The 15,189-nt window shown below is 61.6% G+C and carries 18 protein-coding genes; 9 read left to right on the top strand and 9 right to left on the bottom strand.

The window, feature by feature from the left end; translation table 11 throughout:
* The 5 genes from JNM03_RS02490 to JNM03_RS02470 form a co-directional block, all read left to right on the top strand.
* A partial coding sequence (locus JNM03_RS02490) for an efflux RND transporter permease subunit (protein WP_294034051.1) occupies nt 1-523 on the top strand: 523 nt, incomplete at its 5' end.
* 13 nt (nt 524-536) lie between these two features.
* Nucleotides 537-1,151: a hypothetical protein gene (locus tag JNM03_RS02485; RefSeq protein WP_294034050.1), complete on the top strand. Its 615-nt coding sequence runs from the start codon at nt 537-539 to the stop codon at nt 1,149-1,151.
* Between the two features lie 80 nt (nt 1,152-1,231).
* Nucleotides 1,232-1,354, top strand: a complete 123-nt coding sequence (locus JNM03_RS02480) for a benenodin family lasso peptide (protein WP_234180885.1) — start codon at nt 1,232-1,234, stop codon at nt 1,352-1,354.
* Between the two features lie 55 nt (nt 1,355-1,409).
* A complete protein-coding gene (locus JNM03_RS02475; RefSeq protein WP_294034049.1) occupies nt 1,410-2,060 on the top strand; it encodes a lasso peptide biosynthesis B2 protein in 651 nt (216 codons plus the stop codon).
* 86 nt (nt 2,061-2,146) lie between these two features.
* Nucleotides 2,147-3,748 carry an asparagine synthetase B family protein gene (locus JNM03_RS02470; protein ID WP_294034048.1) on the top strand — a complete coding sequence of 534 codons (1,602 nt, stop codon included), beginning with the start codon at nt 2,147-2,149 and terminating at the stop codon, nt 3,746-3,748.
* Between the two features lies 1 nt (nt 3,749).
* Here JNM03_RS02470 and JNM03_RS02465 read toward each other — a convergent pair whose 3' ends face one another.
* From JNM03_RS02465 to JNM03_RS02445, 5 genes are all read right to left on the bottom strand, one after another.
* Nucleotides 3,750-4,103 carry a hypothetical protein gene (locus JNM03_RS02465; protein ID WP_294034047.1) on the bottom strand — a complete coding sequence of 118 codons (354 nt, stop codon included), beginning with the start codon at nt 4,101-4,103 and terminating at the stop codon, nt 3,750-3,752.
* An 87-nt stretch (nt 4,104-4,190) separates the two neighbouring features.
* Entirely contained in the window at nt 4,191-5,111 is a 921-nt protein-coding gene (locus JNM03_RS02460) for a FecR family protein (protein WP_234180878.1), read from the bottom strand.
* Nucleotides 5,108-5,752 (bottom strand): sigma-70 family RNA polymerase sigma factor, encoded by a 645-nt coding sequence (locus JNM03_RS02455; protein WP_234180876.1) that lies wholly within the window; start codon nt 5,750-5,752, stop codon nt 5,108-5,110. Before JNM03_RS02455 ends, JNM03_RS02460 begins: the two co-directional genes overlap by 4 nt.
* A 234-nt stretch (nt 5,753-5,986) precedes the next feature.
* Nucleotides 5,987-6,799 carry a TerC family protein gene (locus JNM03_RS02450; protein ID WP_234180874.1) on the bottom strand — a complete coding sequence of 271 codons (813 nt, stop codon included), beginning with the start codon at nt 6,797-6,799 and terminating at the stop codon, nt 5,987-5,989.
* Between the two features lie 214 nt (nt 6,800-7,013).
* Nucleotides 7,014-7,940: a lipid kinase gene (locus JNM03_RS02445; RefSeq protein WP_234180872.1), complete on the bottom strand. Its 927-nt coding sequence runs from the start codon at nt 7,938-7,940 to the stop codon at nt 7,014-7,016.
* 369 nt (nt 7,941-8,309) lie between these two features.
* Here JNM03_RS02445 and JNM03_RS02440 point away from each other — a divergent pair, with 369 nt between their 5' ends.
* The gene (locus tag JNM03_RS02440) at nt 8,310-8,675 is read left to right on the top strand and encodes a DUF736 family protein (RefSeq protein WP_234180870.1); all 366 of its coding nucleotides are present in this window, start codon (nt 8,310-8,312) and stop codon (nt 8,673-8,675) included.
* Between the two features lie 10 nt (nt 8,676-8,685).
* Complete coding sequence (locus JNM03_RS02435) at nt 8,686-9,615, top strand: HEPN domain-containing protein (protein WP_234180868.1); 930 nt, start codon at nt 8,686-8,688, stop codon at nt 9,613-9,615.
* Between the two features lie 6 nt (nt 9,616-9,621).
* Here the strand turns inward: JNM03_RS02435 and JNM03_RS02430 are convergent, their stop codons facing one another.
* From JNM03_RS02430 to JNM03_RS02415, 4 genes are all read right to left on the bottom strand, one after another.
* Complete coding sequence (locus JNM03_RS02430; protein WP_234180866.1) at nt 9,622-9,852, bottom strand: EexN family lipoprotein; 231 nt, start codon at nt 9,850-9,852, stop codon at nt 9,622-9,624.
* 138 nt (nt 9,853-9,990) lie between these two features.
* Nucleotides 9,991-10,716, bottom strand: coding sequence for a helix-turn-helix domain-containing protein (locus JNM03_RS02425; protein WP_234180864.1), 726 nt, complete (start codon nt 10,714-10,716; stop codon nt 9,991-9,993).
* Between the two features lie 156 nt (nt 10,717-10,872).
* A complete protein-coding gene (locus tag JNM03_RS02420; protein WP_234180862.1) occupies nt 10,873-12,252 on the bottom strand; it encodes a hypothetical protein in 1,380 nt (459 codons plus the stop codon).
* A gap of 91 nt (nt 12,253-12,343) precedes the next feature.
* Nucleotides 12,344-12,991 (bottom strand): hypothetical protein, encoded by a 648-nt coding sequence (locus tag JNM03_RS02415; protein ID WP_294034044.1) that lies wholly within the window; start codon nt 12,989-12,991, stop codon nt 12,344-12,346.
* 84 nt (nt 12,992-13,075) lie between these two features.
* Between JNM03_RS02415 and JNM03_RS02410 the strand changes: the two genes are divergently transcribed.
* A complete protein-coding gene (locus JNM03_RS02410) occupies nt 13,076-14,251 on the top strand; it encodes a MarR family transcriptional regulator (RefSeq protein ID WP_294034042.1) in 1,176 nt (391 codons plus the stop codon).
* The gene (locus JNM03_RS02405) at nt 14,251-15,159 is read left to right on the top strand and encodes an antitoxin (protein ID WP_294034041.1); all 909 of its coding nucleotides are present in this window, start codon (nt 14,251-14,253) and stop codon (nt 15,157-15,159) included. The genes JNM03_RS02410 and JNM03_RS02405 overlap by 1 nt, the downstream gene beginning before the upstream one ends.
* The last annotated feature ends 30 nt before the right edge of the window (nt 15,160-15,189 follow it).

The following is a 15,189-nucleotide window of genomic DNA, read 5'->3' as shown; positions in this document are numbered from 1 at the left end:
GCCCTTCGTCAACATGGGCTCGCTTCTGCTCGCCCCGCTCGGCGGGGCGGTCGCGTTGCTGCTGACGGGCTATCCGCTCTCGCTTCCCGTGTTCATCGGCGTGCTGATGCTGCTCGGTATCGTCGGCAAGAACAGCATCCTCCTCGTTGATTTCGCGATCGAGGAAATGGCGTCCGGGGTGCCGCGCGACGAGGCGATCGTCGACGCCGGACACAAGCGCGCGCAACCGATCCTGATGACCACGGTCGCGATGGTCGCGGGCATGATCCCGACCGCGCTTTCGCTCACCGGAGACGGCGCATGGCGCGCGCCGATGGCGGTCACGGTGATCGGCGGGCTCATCCTGTCGACGATGCTGACGCTGCTGATCGTGCCGGCGTCCTTCAGCCTCGCGGCGGGCTTCGAACGCCGGATGGCCCCGCGCCTGCGCCGCTGGTTCACAACGGGCGGCGCGCACGCCGACCCATCGCCTGCGGGCGTCACCGACATCGGCACGGGGCAAAGCCCGGCCGCCGATCGATAGAGGAGTGAAGTTGATGGAGTTCGAGCGGGAGCATGACCTCCCCTATAGTCCGGAACAGATATGGGCGGTCCTCGGCGATTTCGAGAACCACCGGATCTGGAACCCCTATGTCCGGATCGAGCGGCTTGCCGAGGACCCGATCGCGATCCGCTATTCGATGCGCATGGATCCGCACAAACCCAAGTTTCTCGAAGTCTCCGCGACGGTGCTCTCCGCGCGCCCCGGCGAGGAGCTGACCGGCGCTCTCCTTTCGCTGGCGTTGAAGGGGAGGACGCCGAGGCCCGATTTGCCCGGCGGACTGATCTCGCTCGCGAATCACCAGTCCTATCCCGAGGGGCTCAATGGCCTCTTCCGGACCATCGCAATTGCCAGCGGCAATGGCGAACTTCGCGCTTCGATCATCAATTGTGTCGAGCGAAGCATGACAATCCGCACATTGGAGGCTCGAGTCGACGGGTCCGCAAATGATGCGCTCACGGCGATGGCGGACGATTACCGGTTCGGCCGGTGGAGCGCATTACGCAGCAAAATCACGCGCTTCCATCGTCGCCGTGCCTCTTATGCCGGCCGCGTCGCTGCGGAGATCCGGCGCCGGTCCGAGCCGGTGGATAATATTCGGAGAATATGAGTCGTATTAAATTCCTATACGGCGCGGCCTCCTTAGCTTCGAGAGAGCCGCAATTCCGCGGCATCATGGAGGAAACGATCATGGATCGCGAAACCAACGACCTCGTCGAGCTCGGCAGCGTCAGCGCAGACACCCTCGGCGATTTCGGCCCCCCGGTCGAAATCGGCGGGAAGGACCTGCAGAACGGCATCAGCCTCGACTGAGCCGATCGTTCGGGTGTCGGCGCGACCCGCCGGCACCCGGATACGGTATGATGCGATGAGCTGGAAACTCGCACCCGGTGTGGGCTTTTGCACCGTTGGCCCGGATATGATCTTTCTCGATCTCCGGCGCGACCGCTACGTCCTCATGACGGATGCCCGGCGCGCGGCATTCGATCGGCTTCTCGCCGGCAAGCCCAACGACAGTGATGCTATGACGCTGCTCGTCGACACCGGCCTCTTCGTCCGCGGCGATTTTGGTTTTCGTATCGAAGCGCCCGCAATCGACGTTCCGACAGACGATCTCAGCCGCCCGGACTCCGAGCGGAGCGGCCTTCGATCGCTCTTCGGCGCCTGGCGCGCATTGGCTTGGGCTGCGCGGGCGCTGAAGCCCGACCGGCTACCTTCGACTATAGAGCAACTGCTTCGCGACAAGCGGCTTCTGGACAGAAGCGGACACGAGAGTGAACTGAGAGCGTTGGGGACGACATTCGCGCGCTCGCGGACCTTCGTTCCGATCGCGCCCCGCTGCCTTGTCGATTCGCTCGCGCTATACCGGATGGCGCTTCACAGGAGTCTCGCGCCAACGCTCGTCTTCGGAGTGCGCACCAATCCCTTCGCGGCGCATTGCTGGCTCCAGTCGGGCGCATATGTCCTGACGGGAACGGCGGAGGAGGCACGAAACTATCAGCCGATTCTGGTCGTATGATGGAGCGCGCTATCCTCGGATTTCTAGGCGGCGAACCTTTGGCCACAGAGCTTGCAGTGGCAGCCGGTAGGCATGGTCTGCGTTCGTTGGACCGCCTCGTTCCGGAACTAGCGCTTTTCGCAGGTGATGGCGTCCGTATATCGATCCCCGATCCGGGACGCCTGTTTCTTGGCGATTGGTTCGAGAATTCGCGCTCGACTTCATGGGGCAATTATCTCGAGTTTATGGTGGACCAGGCCGGAGGTCTGACGATCCGGCGGGCTCCGATCACCGGGATGCCGCTATACTGGCTGGAGGCAGCGGGAGGGGTTCTGCTCTTCTCGCACCTCGAGCTGATTGAAGCCTTCAGCGTCGCCCTCTCGGTCGATGAGGAATATCTTCGTTACCTCCTGTCGTTCAGCAACTTTCGCACGGCGAGAACCGGGCTGTCGGGGGTCCAGGAGCTTCTGCCGGGAACGGCGCTCATCCTTGGCCGCGGGCTTCCGACAACCGAGACTTTCTGGTCTCCATGGCCGCATGCGCGAGAGAGCGTGGGTGAGGTTGACGCCCCGATGCTTCTTGAGCAAAGCATTCGTACTTGCGTTTCGGCTTGGGCCGACAGTCGCGACAGCATCGTTGTCGAGTTGTCCGGCGGCCTCGACAGCTCGATCGTCGCGGCCGCGCTGGCGCAGGGCGGACACGCCTTTTCCGCCGCGACGATCGCGACGGCCAGCCCCGATGGCGATGAAAGACGCTTTGCTCGCGCCGTCTCCGAAAGATGCGGCATCGACCTTGTCGAATATTTGCATGGCGACGCTGTGCTCGACCTCACCGCAGGCCCTGCGTTCCTGGCACCGCGCCCGGCCACCTATGGCGTCCTCGCGGGGATCGACGCGGCTCTCGGTTCGGCGACCAATGAGATGTCGGGGTCCAGCATCTTTACCGGGATCGGTGGAGACAATGTCTTCGCGATCAATCGGTCGATCATGCCGGCGCTCGATGCGTTGCTTTCGCTCGGTCCGCGCCCGCGCAGCCTTGCCGCTCTCAATGATTGCGCTCGTCTCTGCAATGCAACCGTCTGGAGGGCAGCCCGGGCCGTCTGGCGGCAGTGGCGCGCCGGCAGAGATGCCGCCTGGCCTCGCGACGATGGATATTGCGTGCGGACCATGCTCCCCGATGAACCGCTGCCGCACCCATGGGACGAGGTCGTGGATGACCTCCCCGTCGGCAAGATCCGTCACGTACAATCTATCCTGCGCATTGGCGACTTTCTGGATCGTCCCGGGCGTTGGTACGGACGCGATGTCGTCGCTCCGCTGTTGTCGCAGCCGGTGGTCGAGCTTTGTCTCGCCATTCCGTCCTGGGCCTGGGTCGCCGGCGGCCGTGATCGGGCGGTTGCGCGCGCAGCCTTTGCGAGCCACCTCCCCGGCATCGTCGCATGGCGCCGCAACAAGGGGCGGCTCGAGACGATGTGCGCCGAGGCGTTCCTGGCACAGCGCCGCGCCCTTGCGCCCATATTGCTGGAGGGGCGGCTCGCACGCGAGGGTCTGATCGATCGGAAGAGGGTTGAAGCCTATCTGGCGCGCGAGCGGATCGAGGGCGACTATGACTATTTTCGTTTGCTCGAACTCGCCGATATCGAACTTTGGATCGCATCGGTTTCAGATTTGGGCGGCGGGAAATTCAGGCCGGTCCAACGCTCATACTGAGCTATTTTGGCAGGATCGGGATCGACGTAGCCCTGCAGCCAGAAGCGGAACCAGTCGAGGTTGCGCTGGTACACAGCAAGCTTCTGCCTTGGCTCGGCCTTGATGTGCGGGGCGAAAGGGCGGCGTCGGGAGAGAGGCGCCCGCGGACACGGTTGCTGCGTCGGCCTTCGAGCAGGCTCGAAGCCGCGATGACCTCGCGGCCGGATATGTCCGAATATTTGCGAAGTGCGTCGCTAAGGCGCTGGGCCTCGATATTGTACGTCAGCTCGCCCGTCTGCGCGCACGCGCTGGGTGCATAGAGTGCGGTCGCCGAGACGCCCGAAGCCAGAACGGCCGCGAAAAATTTCATCGTCATTCATCCCTCCCGTGCGGCCGATTTTGGCCGTCTGAAGGGAAAAAATGACGGGTGCTCCGAACACCCTATGGGTTTTTCTTGGGTGTCCTACTCGGATTTCGCGCTGAGAATCGGTCCGTTCGTACCGAACTCGACCTTGAGATCGAGCGCGGCGCCGAGCTTCAGCGCAAGTTTCCGGGCATCGGTCATGTCGAAGCGGCCCGTTACCTGTAGCGACGCCAGCGCCGGGTCGGCCAAGCTGATCGTGACGCCATTCTCCCGGCCCGCGCGGTCGAGGATCGCACCAAGCGGGAGATTGTCGGCCCACAGCGATTTGGCCGGGGCGTTCGCCTCCTCGCCAGTGATCGGCTGGGGGCCGGTCGACCTGACCTCGGCGCGTTCGCCGGGACGGAGGCGAAGTGCCTTTCCGCCTTCGAGGCGCCGCACTTCGACCGAGCCTTCGACAAGCGCGATGCGCGGAACATCCGCGCGGAGATCGACCTCGAAGATGGTACCGAGCGCGCGCGTGACCGAATCTCCGGCCTCGACGAGGAAGGGACGCGATGCGTCGTGCGCGACTTCGAACCTGGCGCGGCCGTCATGCAGGATGACGCGGCGTTCGCCGTCCGAGAAGCGCGTCTCGATGCGGGCGCCGTCCATCAGGGTCACGCGCGTCCCGTCGGCGAGCCTTTTCTCGCCTTGCGCCGAATTGGTGGCGATGATCGGCTGATCGCCGTCGCGACCGACCAGATACCAGGCGAACCCGACCGCGATCACCGCAGCGAGGATCGTGGCAAATGCCCATCGCCGCCCGCCGGGTTCACGCTCCCGAGCATCGGCGCGAACATCGGCCGCGATCCGCGCGGTCGACATGTCTCCAGCCCAGGTCCAATTGTCGCGCGCTTCGTCATAGGCCTTGGCATTGCCCGGCTTGGCCAGCCATTCGTCGAACGCCGCCCGGTGCTGGTCGGCATCGGGGCCTATCATCTTGTCGAGCCAGGCGGTGGCTTCGCTATCGGCGCGGCTCACTGCTTACCCCGCGCGCGTTTGATGGCGGCAAGGGCTTTGGTCATGTGGCTTTCGACCGTCTTCACGCTGATTCCCTTGATTCGAGCGATCTCGGGATAGCGTAGTCCTTCGAAGCGATGCATCAGGAAAATCTCGCGCGTGAGCGGAGATAGCCTCGAAATGGCTCTTTCTGCCCGGCGCAGGACGTCGCGCGCCTCGAGCGCGGCGTGCGGGTCGCTCGATCCTTCATGTTCATCGCTGAAACTGTCGTGCTGCGACCGGTGGCGGCGCCCGTCGGCGCGACCATATTCGGCGAGGAGCATCCGGGCGCTCTTCACGAGATAGGCTCCGGGGCCTTCGACCAGCGCAGCGAGGCCGCCGCGCGCACTCGCAAAGCGGCTGAAGACTTCCTGCACAAGGTCGCCGACATCCTGGTTCGGGGCGCGTCCGCGGAAGAAGCGGGTGATGTGCGGCCGGTGCTCGGAGTAGATCGCCTCGATGCGCGCCGAGCGCCCGACCCGCTCCCAATCCTCCGGCGGCAAGGGGTCGCCGCCGGCAATTCCCGGTCGCTCGCTGTCCTTGTCCTCGAAGTCCATACCTGCCGCCTTCCCGTTCGGGACGAAGGCGGCAAGCCGGGCGTTGAGAACTTGCTTAGCGAACAAGCGCCGCCGCCTTTAGCCCGAGGGCTTGGACATGCGCAGCGGCCACCCGGCAGGATGGAATAGGAAAACTAAGCTAAGCAGGTTCTCACGCCTGGCACCGTGCGCCTTGCCCGATGCACTTCAAAGCATAGCCTTGCCGCAGCGGCATGCAAGCCGACTGCACCGAGATAGATCCAGATCGAGTCTATTCTCCGGAAACGACGGCAGAACAGCTTCGGTGCTGCCGGGCGTCGACTATTTCGTTTCGGCGGTTTCGCCCGAGGCTTTTGCAAGCGCGACCCGCTCACGTCTGCGCCGCGCCCAAATATTGAGCCCTTCCACCCCGGCCGAAAATGCCATGGCGGTGTAGATATAGCCCTTGGGCACCTTTGCTCCGAAGCCGTCCGCGATCAGCACGACACCGATCATCAGCAGGAAACCGAGCGCCAGCATCACGACGGTCGGATTGTCGCGGATGAAGTTTGCCAAAGGGTCGGCCGCGAGCAGCATGACGAGAACCGCCGAAACCACCGCGATCACCATGATCGGCAGATGTTCGGTCATGCCCACGGCTGTCAGGATCGAGTCGACCGAAAAGACCAGATCGAGCAGCAGGATCTGGACGATCGCCGATCCGAACGTCAGCGCCTTCTTGCCCGCGTTGAAGACATCGTCGTTCGGGTTTGGATCGACATTATGGTGGATTTCGGAAGTCGCCTTCCAGATCAGGAAGAGGCCGCCGGCGATCAATATGATGTCGCGCCAGGAAAAGGCGGTCTCGAAGCTTGGCTTGCCATAGGCATCCGGCGCGCCCTGCAATCCGAAATCGACGACGATCGCCGTCAGCCCGACGAGCCAGGCAATCACCGAAAGCAGCGCGAGGCGCATGACCAGCGCCAGCGAGATGCCGATGCGCCGGGCTCTCTGCCGCTGGGCTTCGGGCAATTTGTTGGAGATAATCGAGATGAAGATGAGGTTGTCGATGCCGAGGACGATTTCCATCACCACTAGCGTCAACAGTGCCGCCCAGACCGCGGGATCCTGAAACAGGGTGACCAAGCCTTCCATGTCGAACGCCCTTCCTCAGCGATGCTGCCACAGAACCGGTCGCGCAAAGGTGCAGATCGATGGGAACGCAGACAATTGCACCGAGCGTCGCTCGATGCGGTCCGACATCACGGCCGTCGCTGTACGACCGTCAGAGGGGCCCGGCCCGCGCTTCGCGATTTACGGCAAAGCCGTCCTTCTCACAAGGGCTTCGCGGCGGATCGCCGATCCTCGCTCAATGGTGATAGAGTGGGAATTGCCGCGCAGTGACGGGGCATTCGCACGGTGCGAGTACCGAAATTGCGCGGGGTAAAACTCGGAAATGCGCCGGCGTCGCGGTGACGATCTCACCGTCGGTGTTCACCGGCATCGGCCGCCGGGTCTCGATATCGAACTCGACACATTTGGCGGTGCGCACTTCCTTCCACGCCCCATGCGTGCCGGAGCGGAAGGCGCGAAGCATGAGGGCGAGCTTCCAGAGATTTTTGACCTCGAGACTATAAAGATCGAGCGTGCCGTCGTCGATCGCGGCATTCTCCTCTACGACGTTACCTCCCCCGTAGAGACGCCCGTTGCCGATCGCGACCTGATAGGTGCTGACGGTCCTCGACTCGCCCTTCTCGCGGATCCTCGCCCGGAACCGCTGGGCAGCCAGGATGACCCGCAGCGCGGCGACGGCATAGCCGAGGCGGCCGAACCTTTTCTTGATCGCCGGGTCGAGCTTCTGCGCAAGTTCACTGCTGATCCCGATACTCGCGACATTGAAGAAGGCATGGCCATTGACCGTGCCGACATCGATCCGTCGGCTGTGACCCTCGACAATGACGTCGGCCGCCGCTGCGAAGTCGAGCGGGATGGAAAGGGTGCGCGCCAGGTCATTCGCGGTTCCGGCGGGAATGATTCCCAGCGGCAGGCCGCTCTCGATCACAGCCGGCGCAGCGGATGAGATCGAACCGTCGCCGCCGCACACGACAATGATATCGGCGGTCTGATGCAAGCGTGTCACGTCGCGTGCAATTTCGGGCAAGCTCTCGAACGGCTCGACCGTCACCAGAAGGCCGCCCGCAGCGAGACGCTCGCGAACGGGAACCAGCGCCTGCTCTCCCTGCCGCGCCTTCGCATTGTGCAGCACGAGGGCGCGCGTACCTTTTGGCCACGGCATCGACACGATCCTGTTCAGCAGAGTTACGACCGTCGAGCGCGTGCCTTCAGAAGAACCACGTCCGATAGAGCAGGCCTATATATCGCCGCGACGAGGCCGGGAAGCATCCGTATCGATGCAGCCCCTTTTTCGGCTTCGTCATATCCTTGGCGCGATCGCTCGCCCTTATCGCTCTTCCACTGTCTAAGTTCGATCGGTCCCACCCAAGAACGCTCCGCCAATCTGGTCGGCGGCGGCGCCCGCGCAAGCGAGGCGTAGCCTCACTCCTCCGCTGCGCTTCGGCCCTTCGGGTGCGCAAGCGCCTCAAGCCGCCGACCCGCCCGGCTGCACGCCCGGGATGGTCCCGGGCAAATCAGCAGGAGTATCGACATGGCGAGCATCGGCATCGTCAGCGGCAGCATCGAGAAGGGCTTTGTGGGCCAGCTCATAACGCTTTCGATCAAGGCACCGATCGAGATACGCCCCAACCGCGGCAAGGCGAGCGATGTGCAGCCCGACTATCGCGTTTGGTCCGATGGCGTCGAAATCGGCGCCGGCTGGATCCGCGTCGCCGAGCAATCGGGGCGACCCTATGTCTCCCTTTCGCTCGCGACCCCCGAGTTCGGGCCGCGGGACAGGATCGCGACGATGTTTTCGCGATCATCTGGACACCCGCCGACTGAGCGGCGGCCATCTTGCGGCATCCTTGCGCATCGGAACAATCTTCCGGGTGCAAGGGTGCCGCCACCTTGTTAGGGTGACCCCAATGCAGAGCAGCCTCGAACATCTTCCCCCGCACAAGCAACGCGAGATCGAGCGCGTCGTCGAGATCATCTTCGAGGAATTCGAGGATGCGCTGGCGCTCGCGACGCAGGACTGGAAGCGCAAGGGCCGGATTTCCAAGATCATCCTCTACGGCAGCTATGCACGGGGTGGCTGGGTCGACGAGCCGCACACGGCGAAGGGCTATCAGTCGGACTATGACCTGCTGATCATCGTCAATGACAAGCGGCTGACCGATCGGGCGGACTATTGGTCGAAGCTCGACGATCGGCTCATTCGTGAGTTGTCGGTGACGAAGCGGCTCCGCACGCCGGTGAACTTCATCGTTCACAGCCTCGACGAGGTGAATTCCGGCCTTACGCAGGGGCGCTATTTCTTTATCGACGTCGCTCGTGACGGGATCGCGCTATACGAGGCCGACGGGAAGGAGCTCGCAGAACCCAAGCCTATGACGCCGCATGCAGCGCTCGAGATGGCGCGCGAGTATTTTGACGAGTGGTATCCTAGCGGAGCGCAGTTTCTTCATCACTATCGAAGCGCTGTCACTGAAGGGTGGTTGAATAATGCCGCCTTTCAGCTTCATCAGGCGACGGAACGATATTACCACTGCATTTTGTTGGTATGCACTTTCCACACGCCGCACATCCATAACCTTGTTTTTCTGCGCACCCAGGCCGAGCGGATCGACGACCGGTTGATCGAGGCATGGCCGCGAGAAGTGAAGGCCGACCGATCGCGCTTCGAAAAGCTGAAGGAAGCGTACATCAAGGCGCGCTATTCGAAGCATTACGCGATCACCGCGGACGAACTGGAATGGCTCGGCGCGCGGGTTCAGCACCTCGCCGATATCGTCGAGATTATCTGCCGTGACCGCATCGCTGAGCTTGAGGCAACAGCGCGTCAGGCAGGCTGAGGCCCGTTACTTCTTTCCGCGAAAGCGCTCGAAGCGAGCCTTGCCCTCGGCAGTCTCGACCGCGACATTGGCATTGCTGCATTCATCGCCGCGCATATCGCCAGCCGTGCAGCTTTGGACGACGTTGCGCGCCTCATCGAGATTGGCCTCGAAATATTGAACGCTGCGCGGCTCGGGCTCAGCGCATGCTGACAGGGTCGCCAGGCTGGCGATCGCCAGTATCTTGAAATCGATCATCACTACCTCCGATGAACGAACCTAGCGCCGACGGTCAGGTCCATGCAGGGGCGTGGCGGCAGATAGAACCAGATTGGGGCTAATTGTGTCGGTCTCTTCAGGTCTTCGATCAGGATCGAAAGTGGAACGCCGCCGTGGCTATGGCGCGGGAGCGGCCACAATGGATACTGTGCCCGCGTCGCTTACGAACAGGACCGTCAAGCGCACCCTGTCTAATCCGCCCCTGATTTCCTCGGTGAGAGTCCGATATCGCGGGAAATCGGGAAACGCCAAGGCGACCGTGGCGTTCGGATATTCATTTTGCAGTCGCATGCCCTTGAGCAGGGCGTGCGAGAACCATTGCTGGGCTTGCAGGGAAGGACTGGTGCGCTTCTTCTCCCCAGCGCGTCTCGGATCGCGATACTGTGCTGAGGGATAGCCCTTGACCTCGACCAGCAGCGTCGCTCCCGACCGCTCAGCGTGGATGTCAGGCCCCGGTTCGCGCGATGCCGTGTCCGCGCACCGGACGATCGTCCATCCGTCGCGGATGAAATGTGCCGCGAGCTTCTCGACGACATTCCCCTCCCAGAACCAGTCCGTCGGGAGGATAGAGGGCAGCTTCGTGGCCCTCGCTGAATGTGCGTCGGTTATTGGTTCAGCTTCGCCAGAAGCAGGGTAATTGCCGATCTTGCCTTGCCCGTTGGGGCGCCGCTCAAGTTGTCCGCTCTGGACCAAGGCCCTGCAAATCTGATTGACGGTCTGACGTCGCGTGATGTGAAGCGCCTGCGCAATTTCGTCATCGTCACGGCCAGCAAACCGGCTCACAAAATCCAACACGCGTTCCCGATGCCCCATGCCTGGAGATTGGGCGGCGACGCCGGTCAATTCAAGCGCATTCCTCGTTGTGTGAGGTCCTTTCGGCTGTTTCTGAAACTGCCATTGGGCTTGGAGCGCGAACAATTATCCCGCATCTGAAATGCGCGAAAATCCCAATTGCGGTTCATCGGCAGGAGCGGGCTTCTGCTGGCCCGGCAGCGCTCGCTAATCGTCGCCGCAAACCACCTCGAACGCGACAGTGCCGGTTATTGGATCGATGGGCTCGTTGGCGGTAATTTCGAATTCGGCTTCAAACGACTTGATGTCTTCGGCAGTCGCGAAAGAAATGACGAATGAGTCGAACGTCAAGCTATGGTTGTGCTTCAGCTCGTCTGCCGAGAAAGTGACGCGGCGTTCGGTTGGATGGACCCGCGTGGACCGTAACATCCAGCCAGGATTAAGCGAGGTTGGAATGTCTATCCCGACATGGCGGATGATTGCGGTGCCCGGCCCCATTGGGCGCAGGGGAGGCGCTTCTGGTGGTTCTGGCTCGGCCGCGAATTTCTCATCATCGTCGTAGAGGACGATCCCCTCGGGGAAATAGATATCGACGTCGATATCGGTCGCCGGGAGGGTGCCGTTGTTTTCGAGACGCAGATTGACCTGGAAGCTCCGGAGGCGGAGGCGCTCGAAGTCGACGCGTTTCTCGAGAAATCTAGCGTAAGAGGCATAATAGGCCTGAACGTGCCTGTTATATCCCTCTGTTTCTTCCGTCGTCCATTGCGAGACGGGCCGCTTGTGGCCGAGGCTGTCCAGAATGCCGATTTGGCTGGACATGGTGATTCTTGCTGGACCGATGCGGCCGCCTTTGGCCGGTAGTGGAAGAAGGGGCGTTTCCTTCTTGATATCTTCCAGCGTCCGCACGCCGAGGCTGGTCACTTTCTGGCTTATGTGCTGCGGCCCTTCGACATCTCCATCGAGGGTGACGCTCAGTTCGGGCATTCGGTTCGTGCGCCGTTCGTCTTCTCGCATCTTCTTTTCCGCAAGCTTCAGGCCCGGTAAGATCGCCCTGCGAAGGTTGATCTTCAGTTCAGCCGCAACCTCGAGCCTCCGCTCTTCGGGGGCATCTTTGTGCAACTTATAGATGATCGGTGCCCGCCAGTGGCGCAAATCGAACGGAAGATATTTCAGGGCTGCGCCTTCTGCCCCGTTCATCACGAGCACGATCCGCTCATGTTCCAGCACGCGAAGGGCGTAGCCGAGTTCGATCATGACGTTGGGATTTGGAACCCGCTTGCCCGCCGCGGTTTCAGTGATCGGCGTAACGTCGGCGACGAAAACCGCCGCCGCGCGGATTTTGCGGAGAATCGTTTCGGCGATCGGCGGTGATCCGCCTACACCGTAGGTGTCGTGATCGACCTCGACGCGGCCGTCGTCGGCGGGAAGATCGTCCGCCTCGTCCTCGTCGTCCACTTCGGGCCTTTCGGCGTCCTCGGTATCATCTTCGCCGTTGAGGCTGCGCGCGACGTCGGCGATGACCTCGCGTACAAAATGTCGACCCGCGTTCTGCGGCGTGTCGCTTTGCCAAGACCAGAAAATCTTCATTCCCGGAATGTAGGCTGAGGTGACGTCATGTGAAAGTGGTGCAACGGTTTAAGAGCGGATGATCAGCATGCCCATTTGGGGCACGGCGTGGTTAGAACTTCGACAGCATCGAGGTCACTTTGAAGGTGCCGAAAAAGCAGTGTGCGATGGTGATATGTCCCCCGAAACCGGCGTGGCCGAAGATTTCGGCGGTGTAGATCCGCTCGTTCTGCAGATTTGGTTTGCCAAAGTCGAAACTGTCGATTGGCGGACCGCTATAGAATGCGCCGATCGCTGCTTCGAGCAATTGCACGGCGGGATCAGCGTCGCTCGTGAATGCATGATAAATGTGCCCGATCCGGTAGCTGGTGGGTAAGGGCGACTTCTGCGATTTGTAAATTAGCCCGCACGAAAGGGCCGTGAAGAAGTCGTCAAACCGTCTCTTGTTGACGGGATATTTCACCCCGTCGCTATTCGGCTTTGCGCCCGCCGCAAGCATTTCCCGAAACTTGTCGCCATTGAATGAGAGCTGGGGAACCACCTTCGCTTCCCAAACCTCGCGCGCGCGATTGCTCGGCGAGGCGTTCATGCAGATATGCGCCAGGACATAGAGATCGTCGTTCGATTTTGCGTTGTTGTGGTGAGGACAAGATCGCACCGTCAGCAGCTGATCGCGCTCGCCCTCGGGAAAGAAGGCCTTGGGTGGGATATGCTCCTTCGTAGTCCCTTTGCTGGTACAGCCCTGATAATAGCAGGTCATTCGCGTCCTTCCCGGAATTTCGGTAATTATGAGGCTATTGCGATTTGGGCAAAATCCGCGCCAAAGATTTTTCTCATTTTTTTAATGCAAATTTTCTGCGCAGCAAATATCAACGTTTTTCCGAATATTCACTTTTATGCTGATTTTTGCTGGACACAAAATATGGCCGAATTTGAAAATTCTCAGCGCGAATTGCTCGATGCGCTTTTGGAGGCGCTTTTGGCGCTGCCTCAGTCGCACGCGCAGATCGAGCGATATGAGGTCGAAATTGGGCCGCGCGGCCGCGCCGATGCGCTGATTGGTGCATTTATCAACCGCCAGCCGCTGCTCCTGCTTGTCGAAATCAAGGCGCAGCTTTTTCCGCGCGATGTGCGCGAAGCAATCTGGCAGCTTCGGAATAATCAGGCCCATCTCAGCAATTCCGGGGACGACCGGGAAATTATTCCCTTTTTCGTCGCTCGTGCCATCTCGCCGGGCGCTCGAGAAATCTTTCGGGAAGAGCGCGTCGGATATTTCGACCTTGGAGGCTCGCTTTATATTCCGGGCAAAAAGGCATTTATATTCCTCGATAAACCGGCTCCGAAAAAAGGGACTAAGAAATTCGATTCCATTTTTCAGGGCCAAAAAGCGCGCGCACTCCATGAAATTTATGAGAGGCGGCAGGACTGGTTGGGCGTGAAGGATCTCGCCGATGCGAGCGGCGTTTCGCCAGCCACGGCTTCCGAGACCCTCACGGAGCTCGAACGGCGCGAGTGGGTCGATGTGCAGGGCGCGGGTCCGTCGAAACAGCGTCGCCTGCGCGCCGCACGGCCCCTTCTCGAAGCCTGGACCAGCTATGCGAGCGATCAGAAGGCGCCGACGGTGCGGCGTTACTATGTCCCGAAAGGGAGTGACGCACTGGCGCTCGCGCTGCGCCTTGATCAGGCGTGCGACGAGGCGAAGGCCGCCTATGCGGTCACCGGCGAAGTCGCCGCTCAAATCTATGCCCCCTATCTCTCGTCGATCTCACAGCTCCGTTGCCGGATCGAGCCCGGGCAGAAGCTGATCGAGGCGCTGCTCAATCTCGACGCGCGGCCGGTCGCTGAAGGATGGAACCTCGGCATCATCGAGGCGAAGAGCCGGCGCGATGTCGCGGTGGGCCAACGGATCGACGGCGTCTGCTACGCGCCGCCGCTGCAGGTCTATCTCGACCTGCTCCAGGCGTCCGGCCGTTCCCGTGAAATGGCGATGCACCTCCGTAGCGAACGTCTGGATAAATAATGCCCAAACCACAGACGATCAGCGGCTATGAAGACATGGTCACCGACGCGTGCGAGCGCGTGCTGGTCACGCTCCTGCGCGGGCTTGGACCATGGAAGGATTCGGTCTTTCTCGTCGGCGGTCTCGCGCCGCGCTATCTCGTGACCGCCCAGCCTCCGAAGGTTCCGAAACATGCGGGTACGGGCGACGTCGATATCGTCGTCGACGTCGGAATCCTCACGACGACCGAAGCCTACAGCACGCTTGAAGAAAATCTGAAGGCGATGAACTTCGAGCGCGCCGAGAATGACAAGGGTGCGAAGCAATCCTGGCGGTGGCGCGCCGAGATCGAGGACGGCACGACGATGATCCTCGAGTTTCTGGCGGACTCGCCGGAACTTGGAGGCGGCAAGGTCAAGGAACTGCCTTCGGACGGAAATGTCTCGGCGTTGAACATCCCTCACGCGTCCATGGTGTTCTACCATCACGGGACCGTCGAAATCACGGCGGACCTGCTGAACGGTAAGGGCCGTGCCACCGAGGTCGTGCGCTACGCTGATATCGTCACCTTCACCTGTCTCAAGGCCTTTGCTTTCGATCAGAGGTTCGAGCGCAAGGATGCGCACGACCTGATCTACTGCATCGAGAATCTGGAAGGTGGCGTCGGCGCGGCGCAATCCGCATTCGCGGCTGCACTGACCGGTCCGCATGCCGAGGCGATACGCGAGGCTCTTACTCGCTTGGCGGCTCGCTTCCGCGATCCCAATCCCGACGAGAGCTATTTGCGCGACGGGCCCGTCGCCGTGGCAAGTTTCGAAGACGACGAAGCCGATGTCTCGGCCGACCACGATCTGCTGAACGCCCGGATCTTGCGGCAGCGACATGCCGCGGAAATTATGGCCGACTTTCTCGGAGCATTTGAAATCTGATGACGAAGGCTGTGATCGGAGTCATGTTCC

It is taken from the genome of Sphingopyxis sp. (genome assembly GCF_016793825.1).
Classification (GTDB): domain Bacteria; phylum Pseudomonadota; class Alphaproteobacteria; order Sphingomonadales; family Sphingomonadaceae; genus Sphingopyxis.
The sequence above is the reverse complement of the archived record's forward strand: the minus strand, read 5'-3'. Positions and strand labels throughout refer to the sequence as shown.